This is a genomic window from Flavobacterium sp. J372, assembly GCF_024699965.1.
GTDB lineage: Bacteria > Bacteroidota > Bacteroidia > Flavobacteriales > Flavobacteriaceae > Flavobacterium.
Genome location: NZ_JAJOMZ010000004.1, coordinates 990,001 through 1,005,994, shown reverse-complemented (window position 1 = coordinate 1,005,994; position 15,994 = coordinate 990,001). Strand labels below are relative to the sequence as shown.

The 15,994-nt window shown below is 38.1% G+C and carries 12 protein-coding genes and 1 tRNA gene (1 of these 13 cut by a window edge); 4 read left to right on the top strand and 9 right to left on the bottom strand.

The genetic code is table 11. The features are described 5' to 3' along the window. Positions 1–300: 300 nt before the first annotated feature. The 6 genes from LRS05_RS04960 to LRS05_RS04935 all read right to left on the bottom strand — a co-directional run bounded on the left by LRS05_RS04960 (position 301) and on the right by LRS05_RS04935 (position 6,214). A tRNA-Val gene (locus LRS05_RS04960) sits at positions 301–378 on the bottom strand. Positions 379–436: 58 nt separating this feature from the next. Next, a complete protein-coding gene (locus tag LRS05_RS04955; protein ID WP_257867303.1) occupies positions 437–1,651 on the bottom strand; it encodes a folylpolyglutamate synthase/dihydrofolate synthase family protein in 1,215 nt (404 codons plus the stop codon). Positions 1,652–1,700: 49 nt separating this feature from the next. Further along, positions 1,701–2,927, bottom strand: a complete 1,227-nt coding sequence (locus tag LRS05_RS04950) for a Glu/Leu/Phe/Val dehydrogenase dimerization domain-containing protein (RefSeq protein WP_257867302.1) — start codon at positions 2,925–2,927, stop codon at positions 1,701–1,703. 69 nt (positions 2,928–2,996) lie between these two features. Next, a complete protein-coding gene (locus LRS05_RS04945; RefSeq protein ID WP_257867301.1) occupies positions 2,997–5,039 on the bottom strand; it encodes a tetratricopeptide repeat-containing sensor histidine kinase in 2,043 nt (680 codons plus the stop codon). A 67-nt stretch (positions 5,040–5,106) separates the two neighbouring features. Beyond that, positions 5,107–5,271 carry a hypothetical protein gene (locus tag LRS05_RS04940; protein ID WP_257867300.1) on the bottom strand — a complete coding sequence of 55 codons (165 nt, stop codon included), beginning with the start codon at positions 5,269–5,271 and terminating at the stop codon, positions 5,107–5,109. Between the two features lie 187 nt (positions 5,272–5,458). Further along, positions 5,459–6,214, bottom strand: a complete 756-nt coding sequence (locus LRS05_RS04935; protein ID WP_257867299.1) for a LytTR family DNA-binding domain-containing protein — start codon at positions 6,212–6,214, stop codon at positions 5,459–5,461. Between the two features lie 105 nt (positions 6,215–6,319). Here LRS05_RS04935 and LRS05_RS04930 point away from each other — a divergent pair, with 105 nt between their 5' ends. Further along, positions 6,320–6,991: a response regulator gene (locus LRS05_RS04930; protein WP_257867298.1), complete on the top strand. Its 672-nt coding sequence runs from the start codon at positions 6,320–6,322 to the stop codon at positions 6,989–6,991. Here LRS05_RS04930 and LRS05_RS04925 read toward each other — a convergent pair. After that, positions 6,988–8,052: an anhydro-N-acetylmuramic acid kinase gene (locus tag LRS05_RS04925; protein WP_308224822.1), complete on the bottom strand. Its 1,065-nt coding sequence runs from the start codon at positions 8,050–8,052 to the stop codon at positions 6,988–6,990. The two genes, LRS05_RS04930 and LRS05_RS04925, sit on opposite strands and share 4 nt — an antisense overlap. Positions 8,053–8,145: 93 nt before the next feature. On the opposite strand from LRS05_RS04925, the gene LRS05_RS04920 reads away from it, so the two are divergent. From LRS05_RS04920 to LRS05_RS04910, 3 genes are all read left to right on the top strand, one after another. Next, positions 8,146–9,288 (top strand): acyl-CoA dehydrogenase, encoded by a 1,143-nt coding sequence (locus LRS05_RS04920; protein ID WP_257867296.1) that lies wholly within the window; start codon positions 8,146–8,148, stop codon positions 9,286–9,288. Between the two features lie 171 nt (positions 9,289–9,459). Beyond that, the gene (locus LRS05_RS04915; protein ID WP_257867295.1) at positions 9,460–9,801 is read left to right on the top strand and encodes a helix-turn-helix domain-containing protein; all 342 of its coding nucleotides are present in this window, start codon (positions 9,460–9,462) and stop codon (positions 9,799–9,801) included. 61 nt (positions 9,802–9,862) lie between these two features. Further along, a complete protein-coding gene (locus tag LRS05_RS04910) occupies positions 9,863–12,253 on the top strand; it encodes an ATP-binding protein (RefSeq protein WP_257867294.1) in 2,391 nt (796 codons plus the stop codon). On the opposite strand, the gene LRS05_RS04905 is transcribed toward LRS05_RS04910, so the two are convergent. Continuing rightward, a complete protein-coding gene (locus LRS05_RS04905; RefSeq protein WP_257867293.1) occupies positions 12,250–13,581 on the bottom strand; it encodes a sigma-54 dependent transcriptional regulator in 1,332 nt (443 codons plus the stop codon). The two genes, LRS05_RS04910 and LRS05_RS04905, sit on opposite strands and share 4 nt — an antisense overlap. 292 nt (positions 13,582–13,873) lie before the next feature. Then, positions 13,874–15,994: the 3' portion of a T9SS type B sorting domain-containing protein gene (locus tag LRS05_RS04900; protein ID WP_257867292.1), read on the bottom strand. It continues 1,086 nt past the right edge of the window; the window shows 2,121 of its 3,207 coding nt (coding positions 1,087–3,207); its start codon lies off the right edge, out of view — the gene reads right to left on this strand; the stop codon is at positions 13,874–13,876.

Genomic DNA, 15,994 nt, shown 5'->3' with positions numbered 1-15,994 from the left:
AGGAAGACTTGGAAATATGATAAAACTTCAATTAATTTAAAATCCGCTCTGACGCTGGGATTATATTTATTTCTATGAAGTTATATTGAATACACGGTGCAAAGATACAAACATTTTGTGTAACATTACACATTTTAATTAGTTAAAGAATTGTTAACCATTTAACTTATTCTGCACCAACGCTTTTTGGATAAGCAAAGAATATTAAAGTAAAAAGTGGCGTAGTGAATTTAAGGAAGAGTAAAAAATTATAAACCTGATATAAAACAAAAAACTCTTCAGTTTCCTGAAGAGTTTTAGTGGTGGGCGATGAGGGGTTCGAACCCCCGACCCCCTCGGTGTAAACGAGGTGCTCTGAACCAGCTGAGCTAATCGCCCGTAATGCGAGTGCAAATATAAGTTACTTTTTGGTTCCTGCAAATAAATATTTAAAAAATCATAAAATTTCTGCCACTACAAAAGTACTCCCGCCTACATAAATAAAGTCATCCGGTGATGCTATGCTCCTTGCCTTTTGGTAAGCCGCAGTAACTGAATCATATATATTGCCGTGCAAGTGGAAAGCTTTTGCTTTATCTGCTAAAATCTCAGCATCGAGTCCGCGGGGAACATCAGGCCTGCAAAAATAATATTGAGCCTTTTTAGGGAAAAGCGGTAAGATATCCGTAAGGTCTTTATCATTTACGACACCTAAAACAATATGCAGCTTATTATATTGCTGTAATTCAATTTGCCTCACTACTTCTATAAGCCCATGACTGTTATGCGCTGTGTCTGCAATAGCTAAAGGTTTGTCGTTTATTTTTTGCCATCGCCCGGCAAATCCTGTATTATCAGAAACATTGAGTAAGCCGTTTATAATATCATCTTCGTTTATAATTAAGCTTTCTTTCAAAACCTCAACAGCCTTTAAAACCGTACGCTTGTTGTGCTTTTGGTAAACGCCTTTAAGGTCACTGTCATATTCAGGAAAATCACAGTCAGAAGCAAAATATATCGATGAATTTGTTTCAGCCGCCTTTTGCCTGAAGACTGCTGCCGTCTCTTCATCATATTCACCTATTACAACCGGTACTCCGGGCTTGATTATTCCCGCTTTTTCCCCAGCAATTTTTTCCAGTGTGTCCCCTAAAAACTGAGTATGGTCAAACCCTATGTTTGTAATTACAGATAATACCGGGGTAAGAATATTTGTAGCATCAAGCCTGCCCCCCATACCTGTTTCAATGATCGCAATGTCAATATTTTCATCAGCAAAGTATTGAAATGCCAGCCCAACTGTCATTTCAAAAAAACTTAAATTATTCGCTTCAAAAAAAACTTTATTCCGCGAAATAAATGCAGTGACATAATCTTCAGAAATCATTTCGCCATTAATACGAACACGCTCACGATAATCTTTAAGATGGGGTGATGTGTATAGCCCGGTTTTATAGCCTGCTTGCTGCAAAATTGAAGCCAGCATATTTGATGTTGACCCTTTACCGTTAGTTCCTGCTATGTGTATGCATTTCAGCTGTTTTTCAGGATTGCCGAGATGTGCAGCCAAAAGCTTAATGTTAGTTAGGTCTTTACGATAGGCTGATGCTCCCTGCTGCTGGTACATTGGCAGGCGGCTGAACATCCAGTCAAGTGTTTCTTTATAGGTCATAAATAAAAATGGCAGATAAATCTGCCATTAAAATTATTGAATATTCTAATTATACCAATTGCTTAAGTGCAATTTCAAAAGCTGCATGGCTTATTCCCTTTTTATCAGGATGCTTTGCATGTACATTTACAATTGCTGTTTTAATAATTTCAGATGTGTCATTGAATATAGCCTCATCTGTCATTTGAACTTTCTTTTCCATAAAGTAAGCAAAAACCCTGGCCATACCGCAGTTAGAGATAAAGTCCGGGATAAGGCTTACCTGGCTGTCAGTAGCTTCCATTATCGGGCCAAAGAAAATTTCCTTGTCTGCAAACGGCACATTAGCGCCACATGAGATTACTTCAAGGCCGGCTGACACCATGCTGTCTACCTGATCCTTGGTCACAAGTCTTGAAGCTGCACACGGTGCAAAAATTTCAGCGCCTATATTCCAGATTTCAGTATTTATCTTATCAAAAGGGAGCATATTATCAGCTACAAGCTTGTTGCCGTCTTTATTCAGGAAAAATTGACGTATCTCTTCAAAACTAAAACCGTTTTCGTTAATCACTCCACCCTCACGGTCAATTATACCGACCACCTTCGCTCCCATTTTGGCGAGATAAAATGCTGCTGCAGAGCCCACATTACCAAAGCCCTGCACTATCGCTTTTTTACCTTTAACAGAACCGCCGTAAATATCGTAAAAATGCCTTACAGCTTCAGCAACGCCATAACCCGTTATCATGTCGGCAACTGTATATTTCCTTAGAACATCAGGTGAGAATGAAGGGTTTTCAATAACTTTTACAACCCCTTGGCGCAGCTGCCCAATACGGTTTATCTTGTCAGCTTCACTCGGCTTAAAATGGCCTGTAAACACGCCTTCCTGCGGGTGCCATACACCACATTCTTCGGTCATCGGGATTACTTCATGTATCTCATCAACATTCAGGTCGCCACCTGTTCCATAATAGCTTTTAAGTAAAGGAGAAACCGCTTTATACCAACGCTGCAGCACACCGCTTTTGCGGGGATCGTTTGGGTCAAAGTTTATACCTGATTTAGCACCGCCGATAGCTGGCCCTGAAACTGAAAATTTCACTTCCATTGTTTTGGCTAGCGATAGCACTTCATTCATGTCAAGCCCCTTGCGCATACGGGTACCACCGCCTGCTGCACCTCCCCGAAGGGAATTTATTACTGTCCAGCCTTCAGCTTCTGTTTCGCTGTCTTTCCAATTGAATACTATTTCAGGTTGTTTGTTTTCGAATTTCTTTAATAATTCTTTCATTATGTTGTGTTTGTTGAAATCTGCACAAATATAAAAACAAAAAACTGAGAAATATGTATTATGCAGATGTTATGCAGCCGGAAAGATAACTTTTACTGAAGCACCATTACCCGGCTGAGAAGTAATATTGATTGAACCATTAAGTGCCGCTGCCCTTTTACGCAGGTTACGCAAACCTATACCCCCTCCCTTAATCTTATCGGGATCGAAACCTATACCGTCATCTTTAATTACCACCTCTATATTTCCATTAGCTTCAGATACAGTTATTGCTGCGTGTTTGGCTTTACTGTACTTGTTTATATTTTGTATCGCTTCCTGAATAATCCGGTAAATATTTGCCTTAACAACATTATTATAATTATCCCAGTTTATGGAATCATCAATGTTTGTCTCAAATATAGTTTCATCAGCGTTCTTCTGGGAATTAATCATAAATTCAAGAAGCGTTTTAAAAGTTCTTTCAGCATGGAAAACAGAATTGCGGCTAAGGTCATGCGAGACCCCGCGTATTTCCGACTCAACATTTTGAAGTTCCCTTATAAATTCTTTGCGCCTGGTTACAGACTCCTCATCAGTTTTTTTGTTGATGAATTCAAGGTTTAAACGCACCGCATATATATTATTCAGGATACCGTCATGCAGCTCCATTGCAATCCTGTTTTTTTCTTCAGAGCGTGCTTCATCAATTTTATGCTGCTGGTCAAACATCAGCTGGTAAATCTCCTCATTCGCTTTCTGTTGCTGCTGTATTAACAAAAGCTTTTTGTTTCGTGCATTTAAATAGTATATCATAAAAATCGCTCCTATAAGCAATAAAGCCACAGCAGAAACTACTATTATAAGATTGTTAGTTTTTGCAAGCTCTTCTTTCTCAATTTCAAGCTTATCGGTTTCATACTCAATCCTGGCAAATTTATCCTTGTTTTGTTCTGCCTTTATCTGGAGTTTTTTAAGAATATCGAATCTTTTTGAGTTATAGTCGTTTGCATTTTTTGGATCAATAGCAGAAAGCAATTCAAGCGAACTAAGTATTTCAGAATTACTTTCAATTTCAGTTGCTCCGGCAAAAGCAGCTTTCAGATAATTCACAGCTTTTACAGTATCACGTTTCGCTATGTAATATTCTCCCAAATAAATATTACTTGCTACAATACCAGACTTATTATTAAGTTCTTTTCTTAGATTTAAAGACCGGAAAAATAATTGAGGAAGATCCGAATCATCCCCGTTTTTAAGCTTAGCATATGCTAAATTATTTAATAATTTAGCGTATAATGCCGGCACCTCTTCTTTTAAATTATTTGTTGTAAGCGCTTCGTTATAAAGCTGGATAGCTCTCCAGTTTGCCTTTATCTTGACATAAACACCCCCCATATTATTGTAACACGAGGCTTTATATAAATTAATGTCATTGTCTGTATATCCTTCGGCTCTAAAACCGTCAAGCTGCCTTAGTGCCAACTCATAGTATTTTAAAGCTTCCTGATTATCATTTAAACCATCCAGAGATGTAGCAATTAAATTATAACAGTTATAAACGTGTACAATTTTATTTTCATTCTGAAGTAATGGCAATGCCCTTGCCGCAGCAGTTTCACACAAGGCATATTCACCTAGATCATAATAAATGTAAGCTTTATATAAAAGGACTTCGCCTAAAGTGCCAAGATCGTTAATCTCGGTATATAATTTTTGTGCCTGGCTATAATATGTGAATGCACTATCTAACTGGCCTTTACCGTAATGAGCATCTGCCAGGTAATAATACGCCCGGGCCATACTAAGGCTGTCTTTAGCTTCAATACCCCTGTTTAATGTAGTCCTGGCTGATGTAACTGCTTTTCCGTACAAATCTAAATTATAGTACGCTGCAGACAGTCTTCTGTAAAGGTATCGCGTTACTGTATCATTTTTATAGTCTTCAAGCTCTGAATAAGCTGAATCAAGAATTTTTTGCCTTACCCCAATGTTTAATGAATCATTTTGGCTTCGGTCAATAAGCTCGTTAATCCGGTTGCCTAAACCTGAATCCTGACCTACTTTATTTTCACACGAGACAAAGGTTATGATAAAGCAGAATAAAACAAATGCCTTTACAGATATATTCAAAATTTTTGAGGCGATAAGTACTTAACTTATCGCCTCAAAAATAATATATTTTATGTAAAAACCTTAATTATGGTTTCTGTGGTGGCTTAGGAAGGTCTTTGTTTCCGTTATCAAAGTTTTCTGTAAGAGTATCTGCAGATGTTTCTGTCATTGCGCTGTCATCAGCTGAACAAGAAACGAAAGTAGTGCTAAGCACAGCGATAAGTCCAAGAGTAAGGAATGCTTTTTTCATGGGTGTAATTTTTAAAATAGATGTTATTTCTTCAATAAATTTTGGTCTAAAAACAAACATTTTTGGTGTTTGATTCTGAGGCAAATCTATGTTAGAAAATAAACCTGAGCGAGGATTTTTAACAGATTTTAGTAAGATGGGTTAATACGCGAGTAACTCATAGCATTTAAAGGGTAAAATGCATATTTTAAATATTGCCTGGTGCTATCCTTCTGATTATAGCTTCAATATTGTCTTTAAATGTTTTTGAAAACGATATTGAAATATCACTATTATTTAAATAACACAGTGATTTACCGAGATTAATTCGGGATATAAAATTAATATTTACAATGTAACTATTATGTATTCTTGAAAAATTCATGGGCAAACTCGCCTCATAATGCTTTAACGTTTTATAAGCAGTAAGTTTTCTGCCGTTGTGCAAATAAAAATCGGTTGTATTATTATCTGCTTTAAGATAAATTATATCATTAAGCGGTACAAATTGATAATCACTATATGACTTTATGCAGATGGTTTCATTACTGCCATTATCATCTAAAATGCTTACAGTTTTAGATTTTGTGAAACCTTTTTTAAACTTAAGCAGGCTTTTTCTCAACTCTATTGAATCTAATGGTTTAAGTATATAGTCCGCCGCACCAGCTTTAATAGCATCATACGCAAGCTTGGTTGAATTTGTATGTATAATAAAGTGCGGTAAATTATCGATATATTGATGTAAATCTGTTATAACAGAAAATGACAGGCTGTCTTTGCTTTGGTTGCCCCGAGGCTCAAGGATTATAATATCTGGCTGTAAGTCTAAAATTTTATTTATTGCATCTTCATGACCCGTAGCAATGCCAACGCAAAAAAATTCCGGAAAAGACTCAAACAAACTGAGAACTTGTGCCGGATATTCCGCATCATCATCAATTATTAGGTAGGAATATTGCACTAAAAGTGACTTTAAGGTTTTTGCAATATAAAAAATTTTGGATTGTGATATTTGTGGTTGAAGTGTAATTTTTGATAAATTTGTTAACCCCTAGAAATAAGAAAAATGCGAGAAGAATTAAATATTTTAATCGTCGATGACCACCCGATGACGGTTAATGGTTATATAAATGTACTTTCTGATGAAGAATTTGAAGGTTATGAATTAAAGTTTACCAAAGCCCTTGATTGTGAGCAGGCTTATAAACTTATAATGGATGATAACAGAGCTCCGTTTAATATTGCCTACCTTGACCTGAGCCTGCCTGCTTATGCCGAGAAAAATATATTTTCAGGGTTTGATCTTGGCTTACTTATCCGTAAAATTATGCCTGACTGTATTGTAATTATACTTACTATGCATAGTGAGTCATCTTTAGTTGACAGGCTGATTAAAGAAATTAACCCTCAGGGAATCATGTGCAAAAGTGATATTGATATTGATGAATTCCTGAATGCTTTTAAAATAATATTTAGCGGTGACACTTATTTAAGCAGCAAGATTGTAAAATCACTTAAGGAAAAAGTGTTTGACAACTATAAGCTTGATAATTATGACAAGCAGATACTGATGCGCCTGAGCGAAGGAATCCAAACTATAAATATCCCCAATTATGTTCCGTTGTCATTAAGCGCAATAGAAAAGCGCAAAGAGCAGATGAAAAATATGCTGCTGCAGGGGAAGGCCGGTGATGACAGTGAACTTGTAGAGGCAATAAAAAAAATCGGGATTCTCTAAGGCAGGTATATAACACCTGAGCTATGGTTATGTTTTGCCCCGGTAACGCTAGCCAGCACATTTACTTCCCCACGAATTTTAAGCACACCGAGCAGGCCAAATATCAGCGCTTCTTTAAACTGAATGGTTTTATCATCCGGAATTTCTATAGAAACTTCCGGTAATATGTTACGCATCCTATTAATTAGGTGCTCATTATACGCGCCGCCACCTGTAATTAGAATACTTTTTATATCGCTGTATTTGATGACATCGCTTATCTGTATGGCTATATGTTCTGTAAAAGTTGCCAGTACATCAGCCGGATTGCTGTTATATCTGTCAATTAATGGAAGAACCTTTTCTTTTACAAATTCAAAACCAAGTGATTTCGGGAATGGCATAATGTAAAATTCAAGCCCGTTCAGTTTTTCAAGCAGTTTAATATGTACTTCTGCAGATGCGGCAATTTTTCCACCTTCATCATATTGATAGCCCAGTTTATTTGCATAATGATTTAGCACTGTATTAACAGGACAAATATCATATGCCACTCTTTCCCCGTTCTTTTCAGAAGATATATTTGAAAATCCGCCAAGGTTAAGGCAGGCATTATATGCATTGAACAAAATCCTGTCCCCAATTGGTACTAAAGGTGCCCCCTGCCCTCCCAATTGTACATCCTGCACACGGAAATCGCAAACAGTTTTTACACCTGTAATTCTTGCAATTTCGGGCTGGTTACCAATCTGTAATGTAAAGCCTTCATTCGGCTGGTGTAGAATCGTGTGACCGTGGGAACATACGGCATCTATACCTTTAAGCGAATGCTTCGCTAAAAATTGCTTTATAATATCACCTAATAACTGTGTATACTCATTATTAAGTACCTCTAATTGAGCATCATTAAAATCTACTGCCTTTTTCAGCCTGTCAACCCAATAACTGGTATATGGTATAGTTTCGGTTTCTTTTATCTCAAAATCCCATCTGCGATTATTATGGCTTAAAATTACATGTGCAAGGTCAACCCCGTCAAGAGACGTGCCTGACATCACCCCTACTACATTATACTTTTGCATTGTCATGGGCTAAAAATAAGCAATGGTTTTGAAAAGTTCACAATTAATAATTACATTTGAACGCAATAAATCAAAAAAACTAATCCTGATAAAATGGACTTTACACTTACTGAAGAACACCTGATGATACAAAAGGCGGCGCGTGATTTTGCGCAGACAGAATTGCTGCCGGGTGTCTTAGAACGCGATGAAAAACAGGAATTCCCGAAAGAGCAGATCAAAAAAATGGGTGAGCTTGGGTTTATGGGAATGATGGTTGACCCTAAATATGGCGGAAGCGGGCTTGACACAATATCTTATGTGCTGGCCATGGAAGAAATTTCTAAAATTGATGCGTCAGCTTCAGTAGTGATGTCAGTTAACAACTCTTTGGTATGCTGGGGATTGCAAACTTTCGGAACTGAAGAGCAAAAACAAAAATACCTTACACGCCTTGCCACCGGAGAAATAATCGGTGCATTCTGCTTAAGTGAGCCGGAAGCCGGAAGTGATGCTACTTCACAAAAAACTACAGCAATAGATAAGGGCGACCATTACCTGCTTAACGGTACTAAAAACTGGATAACCAACGGCAGCACTGCAGATGTTTACCTGGTAATAGCACAGACAGATGTTGAGAAAAGGCACAAAGGTATAAATGCACTTATTGTTGAAAAAGGTATGCCTGGCTTTGAAATAGGGCCTAAAGAGCAAAAACTTGGCATACGCGGCAGTGATACACATTCGCTAATGTTTACTGATGTAAAAGTACCTAAAGAAAACAGGATTGGCGAAGATGGTTTCGGGTTTAAATTTGCCATGAAAACGCTTTCAGGCGGACGCATTGGTATTGCTTCACAGGCTCTTGGTATTGCTTCAGGCGCTTATGAGCTTGCCCTTAAGTATTCTAAAGAACGTAAGGCTTTTGGCACCGAGATATGCAACCACCAGGCTATTGCTTTTAAACTTGCCGATATGGCTGTAAATATTGAAGCTGCACGCCACCTTTGCATGAAGGCAGCATGGGATAAAGATAATCACCAAAATTATGACATGAGTGGCGCTATGGCTAAACTATTCGCTTCTCAGGTTGCAATGGACACTACTATTGAAGCTGTACAGATACACGGCGGCAATGGATATGTAAAAGAATATCATGTTGAAAGACTGATGCGTGATGCGAAAATTACTCAGATATATGAAGGTACGTCTGAAATACAAAAAATAGTAATTTCCAGAGGCATTATTGCCCAGTAAAGTTGAGCCGGCCAAGTTGCCGGCTTTTTTATTGCCTTATTATGGTTAAGAAATAACTAATTAATCATTTTATGCATTTCATCGAGCGTTATATGTAATATATCGAATATATAGTTGTTTTTATTTAATCGATAATTACTCTGTATACTTTTACAAAAAAATAATTACGCCATGAATATTATTGGTCAGCGCATAAAAAAATTAAGGGAAGAAAAAGGAATTACTCAGGAAGCCATGGCTGTACAGCTTGACGTTACCCAAAGTAACTATGGCCGGCTGGAAAAAGATGACCGCAGGCTAAATGTTGTGAAGCTTTTAAAAATTGCACGTCTCCTGGAGGTTAATATTACTTATCTTTTTAATGAGGGACTAGCAGATATTAATGCGAAACCCGATAGCTTCAGCCAGTCTAACAAAGAAGTATATGATATTTTGGTTGACAGCCTGCGCGCAGAAATACAGCATCTGAAAGAAGAGGTAGCTTTCCTTCGCGTTATGATGAAAAGTGAATAACTTCGCAATACTTTAATTGCCTGTTTTGCGTTGGCAAGTTTAGATTTCTTATCTTTATACTATGCAGCAAAAACCTAAGGCAATAACATATAAAGTAGTTATAGGCTATTTACTTTTATTTGCCATTGCTGTTACATCTGTCTGGTTTGTATATACCGAAATTTTAAAGATTGCTGCGCCATCAAAGGAAATTACCGACAATAAAAAAATTCTCCGCGTAAGTAAAGCCATTGCCGATTTATATGCATCTGAAGCGTTAGCCAGAAAGGCGATGCTCACTATTAACAAAGATGATTATATTGCCTATACACGGCTTCTTGATTCGATAAATATTGATGTAAGCTATGTTGAACAAACAGCTGAGGAAGCACAGCGGCCAAAGTTTGACAGTATACGTTTTCTTATAAACCGTAAAAAAAACAGCGTTACCGAAATTTATAAATTCAGGAAAGAACTTAGCGCAAAAAATCTTTACAGCAGCGCCATCAGCGGGATATTCAACACCAAAGATTCTATCCGAAGCAAAGTTAAGCCCGTAAGGCAAACAAAGAAGTTTCAATGGGATGCCCTTGTAAATTCACTCCTCACACCACAACAGCGCGACTCTCTTAGTAAGCTTCCTGTTTCTAATGATTCTTTGGCAATGGCTTTTGAAAAGGTGCTTGTAAAGCTTCAGGCCAGAGATGAAAACTTAAAATATCAGCTTTATGCCAAAGAACAGAAACTGCTTGAAGAGAACCGTATAATTTCAGACCAGCTTAGAGCCATTTTGTCTTCCCTTGAAAATGACTTCATTAAAAACTCATATGCCAAAATAGCTACTGCACAGCAAACCGTATCAAACACAGTAAAGACTATGGCTTGGATTGGAGCTGCCACCTTGCTGCTGCTTATCATTTTTGCAGGACTTATTATCCGAGATCTGGGCATCAATCAAAAATACAGAAAGCAACTTGAAGTGCTTAATACTGAAAATGAACAGCTTTTGCGAAGCAAATCTATGCTTATGGCAACAGTAACGCACGATTTGCAAACTCCACTTGGCAGTATTATCGGATTCCAGAATTTATTAGTTGAATCTGGCGTAAGCAGCAAGCAGCAACATTATCTTACCAACATCAGGGAATCTGCAGGCTACATACAAAACCTGGTAAATGACCTTATGGATTTCTCAAAACTTGAGAATAACCGGATAACCATAGATCAAAAACCATTCAATTGCAAGAAATTAATTGAATCAACCTGCAACGCGCTCAATCACTTAGCCATAAACAAAGATATTGAGCTAAGTTGGGATGTTGATGATTCACTTGACAGGAATTTTATATCTGACCCATACCGTCTTCGCCAAATACTCACTAACCTGGTAAGCAATGCATTAAAATTTACGAGTGAAGGGTCGGTTGAAGTTTCTGCCTGGATTCAGGAGGGATTAATCCATATTTCAGTGCTTGATACTGGCATCGGTATTGCAAAAGGCCGGCAAGATGATGTTTTCTTGGAATTTACCCAGGCTCATGACGGCATAGAGAAAAAATTTGGCGGCACAGGATTAGGCCTTACTATATCTAAACGAATAATTGAATTATTAGGCGGAAGCATATCACTTGAAAGTGAAGAAGGACAGGGATCTATTTTTACAATAGTGATTCCTGCAATTGCTACAGCACTGGAAGCTGAAGCCCATACACAAATAAAGCCGGCAGAGAAAACAACCGTACCTTATAAGCGTATTTTAGCGGTAGACGATGACCCTGTACAGCTTGTCCTGATTAAAGAATTATTAGCCAATTACCCTGTTTCTGTTGCAACGGAAACTAATTCAACTCTTGTACTTAAGATTTTAGAAGAAGACGATTATGATATTGTTCTTACTGATGTACAAATGCCTGTAATGGACGGATTTGAGCTCGTGTCAAAAATACGTGCACATTATGACGATAAAATAAATACATTGCCTGTAATTGCGCTTTCAGGAAGGCGCGAATTATCTGATGAAGATTTCACGGCGAAAGGCTTTACTGCAAATCACCCTAAACCGGTACAAATAGAGCAACTTATACAGCTTATAGCTAAAAATGGAAATGCTGGCAGCACAACATTTGAAAGCGAATATGAAAGCAGTTATAATCTTGAAAGCCTATCAAAATTTACTTATAACGATAAAGATGCATTGCGCAATATCCTCACAATCTTTACTACGTCATCTAAAGAAAACTGTGCATCACTATCTGCTGCTGTAGAAAAAAAGGATGCGGATTTTCTTGGTGCCATTGCCCATAAAATGATACCCATGCTTAAGCAGCTTGAAGCTAATGAAATTGCAGCTATGCTGGTGCCTCTTGAAGATGGAGCCCATAGCATGGATTGGGAAGAATTAGTCGATTATGTTAGAAATATTTGCGACAAGATGTTCAGCCTGATAGAAAAACTGGAAAAAGAATCTGCTTAAAGGTCGATGTTATAGAGTTTCAGCTTGTTATAAAGCGTTTTCCTGTCAATATCCAACAATTTAGCGGCTTTAGATTTGTTATAGTCAGCTTTTTCAAGCGCATCTTTGATAGCCTGCTCTTCATTACTTTTACTATAAGAATATAGGGGCTGGTTTTGCTGAGCTGACATTTCGGCCGGCAGGACATCAATGGCAATGGTATCGCCTTTTGCAAGCAGTACTGAACGCTTAATGATATTCTTCATTTCACGCAGGTTGCCCGGCCACTCATAATTTTTGAAAAGCGTTGTAACCTCTTCGCTAAAACCTTCAACCTCTTTTTCAAGTTCAGCATTAGCAACAGCAAGAAAATGATTGGCAAATACCATAATATCCTGCTTTCTGTCGGCAAGCCTTGGCACACGAATATTAAATTCATTAAGCCTATGATATAGGTCTTCCCTAAAATCTCCCCGCTTTACGGCTTCAGTAAGGTCTTCATTGGTTGCAGCCACAACCCGTATATCAACTTGTATCTCATTGCTGCTGCCCACAGGTTTAATTTTACGTTCCTGAAGCGCCCTTAATAGCTGTACCTGCACTTCATAAGAAAGATTACCTACTTCATCAAGAAACAAAGTACCGCCATTGGCCGCCTCAAAATGTCCTGTCTTATCACCAATTGCCCCTGTAAACGATCCCTTAATATGTCCGAAAAATTCACTCGTAGCGAGTTCTTTTGGTATTGCCCCACAGTCAACCGCTACATAAGGCTGGCTGCTGCGTTTGCTTTGAGAATGTATGGAGTGTGCTATATGCTCTTTGCCTGTGCCGCTGTCACCTATTATAAGCACAGACATATTGGTTGGCGCCACCAGCTTTATATGTTCCTGAAGCTGCTTTGCATCAGGGCTGACACCTTTTACAAATGGCTGTATAGGTTTAGCTTTAGTTTCTTTTTGTGTTGAATTGTTTTCACCGGTCTCCTGCTTTTTTAGAGCCTGGTTAATAGTATGCAGAATTTCATCCGGGTTAATAGGTTTGCCTACATATTCATAGGCTCCTAGTTTCATGGCATTCACGGCAGTTTTGATATCTGTATACCCTGTCATTAAAATTACCTGTGTACCAAAAGAATTTTCTTTTACATACCGTAGTATGGCAAGGCCATCACTATCGGGAAGGCGAATATCAGTAATTACAATATCAAAATAGTTTTGTGATAGTTCTCTTTGCGCGTCAGCAGCCGTAAAAGCATTTACAACCTCAAAGCCTTTCTTTTGTAAAAAGGTCTTCAGCATTATACAAAAAGCAGTGTCATCATCAACAACCAGTATACGTATAGCCATCAGGTAAGAGATATTTGCAAATTTACATTTTTTAAAACAGTATAATTGTTAATAAAAACAAAAGGAGATGTTTCCATCTCCTTTTAGTTGAAGAACGTGTCTTCAAATCACCTTACTATATACTTTAACTACTGTGTGCTTGTATTAAGTATAATGAAAGAAATATGCCAAAATGTTTTAGTTATTCCTTATTCGTGTAAATACTTTAAAATCAAATATTTACACATTACAACTTTAATCTTAAAAATCTATGAAATTGTAGATTTCCACAAATAGTGTAGAAATTTCCACGCTACCTGATAAGCGAAAAATGCCCTTTGTAAACTATTCCGCTTTCACGTTCAACCACAAACCAATAGTCAGTTGACGGCAATGGCTTAACGTTCAGTGTACCATCCCAACCCTCTCCTTCACCGGTAAAACCTGTAATAAGCTTTCCATATCTGTCAAAAATATAAATTTGGAGATTTGGCTCAAACGTTGCAAATTTGATTCGCCACTTTTCATTCTGGCCATCGCCGTTTGGAGTAAAAAATTTCGGGTAGTTCAGCAACACTACATCTTCAGAAATCTCTCCGCAGCCAAATTCATCTTTTACAGCTACCTTATACATACCTATCGGCAGGTTCTCAAAAACATTACTTCGCTGAAACGGACCTCCATCAAGCGAATAAAGGTAACTTCCGGCGCCACCCGCTACAATAGTTATACTGTTGTCATCAACTGTCCAATCAATAGTTTCAATTTCAGTTATCGACGGCTTTTCCGAGGGACTTACCGTAATAGTTTGCTGCGTACTGCAACCATTATCAGTAACATCAAGAGTATATATTCCTGGCGTTGTTACGGTGATTGACCTTGTAGTTGCCCCGGTTGACCATACATATGTATCATGACCTGCATTTGCTTCAAGTGTCACAGATCCGTTGCCTCCGCAGATGTAGTACTGTGTTGGCATTACAATTACCGGTGGTGTACTTACCTTCAGACGGAAAGCTACAACTTTGTGACAAATGGGGATTGAATTGTGGACAACCCTTGCAAAAATTTGCTGATTGTTTATTGTGTTATTTATGACATCAGGCTGTGAATTAATATTATTATCTGCATCGGCCTGAGACAAATGATAAGTTACAGTATATAATGCGGGACTTTGCCCGTTAAGAATTTGTGTGTCTCTGATACGTAAATTAAAGGGTTGATTAGTCGTTTGCCCTTCTGCACAAATTACAATATCATCAGCATTTACCGCATCAACTAACGGTGGCAGTGTAGTAATGTTTAGTGATATCGGCCTGTTGTTTGTACAGGAATCATGAACCATAAAATCATATGATCCGGGTGCTAATCCGCTAAAAACAGGATTATTGCCGTTATTAATGGCAAACGGCTGTCCGTCTTTAGAAGTAATTGAATAGGTGTAGGGTTCCAGCCCATTTTCAGCGACGATAAGTATATCATCCGGATTTCCGGTACAACTAAGGCTGTATGCATTTGTTATGGTGAGATCCATGCTATATGAAAATTCACCAAGCGTTTTCAGGCATAACTTTTTATCCTCTCCGCTACCAAAACTTTCAAAACTTCTCACAATCCTAAAATCGCCGTCTATCGTGAAATTGTGGGTAATCTGATTATTTGTAAGCGACTGCGAATCTGTATCTGATGGCAGTTCTCCTTCGGTATACATACTTCCTGTGGCGGGATGACCCCATGCGCCGGTAGTAGGATTTTGTCTTTGAAGCCAGTATTTAGCCCCTGTAAGAGCCGTATTATCATTCATGTCAATGTCAAACGATCCACAATATGGAAGAAAAGTAAAAGAGTTAGCATCGTCGTGTACCCCTGAAATTGTAATACTTACCGCCTCAATAATACCACATCCATCTTTACCGGTAAATGTATAATTACCCTGCGGCAGGTTGTCAAGATATAACTCTCCTGAATCTATTGCTGATGTTGCATTATAAGGTAATGTTGGTTGGAATGCCGCTGGGGCAGCCGTGACTGAAGCTTCTGTAAGGGGTGCATTTTTACTCCAGAATTTAACTGAAGCATTACCTGATGCACAATCAGGACGAAACTCGGCAGCAAAGGGTCGCTGCACAAATGGCGGAACTTCTACCTGAACTATATGTATGATATTGCATTGGTCAGTAATTTCAATCTCATAACTGCCAATAGGTACATTATTAAGGATAAGCCTTCCATTTGTAATGAAACCAGTAACAATATGCGGTAGTGGTGCAGTATATTCAGCTGGTGCAATTAAAACTCTTGCTGCAATGATATCCCTTTCGGGCACATTAACAGTGATTCTACCCAATACCGCAAAACAACCGTTATTTCTGGCAGCTGCTTCTGCATCTTTATCATCATTCACAATTTCAGCGGTAACATTACCTGTCCGCCC

Excerpts from the sequence above, each read along its gene's own strand:
- LRS05_RS04925 (WP_308224822.1), bottom strand. The coding sequence starts at position 8,052 with ATGCAAAAGTATAATGTAGTAGGGGTGATGTCAGGCACGTCTCTTGAC.
- LRS05_RS04955 (WP_257867303.1), bottom strand. The coding sequence starts at position 1,651 with ATGACCTATAAAGAAACACTTGACTGGATGTTCAGCCGCCTGCCAATG.
- LRS05_RS04940 (WP_257867300.1), bottom strand. The coding sequence starts at position 5,271 with ATGAAAAAAGCATTCCTTACTCTTGGACTTATCGCTGTGCTTAGCACT.
- LRS05_RS04905 (WP_257867293.1), bottom strand. The coding sequence starts at position 13,581 with ATGGCTATACGTATACTGGTTGTTGATGATGACACTGCTTTTTGTATA.
- LRS05_RS04950 (WP_257867302.1), bottom strand. The coding sequence starts at position 2,927 with ATGAAAGAATTATTAAAGAAATTCGAAAACAAACAACCTGAAATAGTA.
- LRS05_RS04920 (WP_257867296.1), top strand. The coding sequence starts at position 8,146 with ATGGACTTTACACTTACTGAAGAACACCTGATGATACAAAAGGCGGCG.
- LRS05_RS04915 (WP_257867295.1), top strand. The coding sequence starts at position 9,460 with ATGAATATTATTGGTCAGCGCATAAAAAAATTAAGGGAAGAAAAAGGA.
- LRS05_RS04930 (WP_257867298.1), top strand. The coding sequence starts at position 6,320 with ATGCGAGAAGAATTAAATATTTTAATCGTCGATGACCACCCGATGACG.
- LRS05_RS04910 (WP_257867294.1), top strand. The coding sequence starts at position 9,863 with ATGCAGCAAAAACCTAAGGCAATAACATATAAAGTAGTTATAGGCTAT.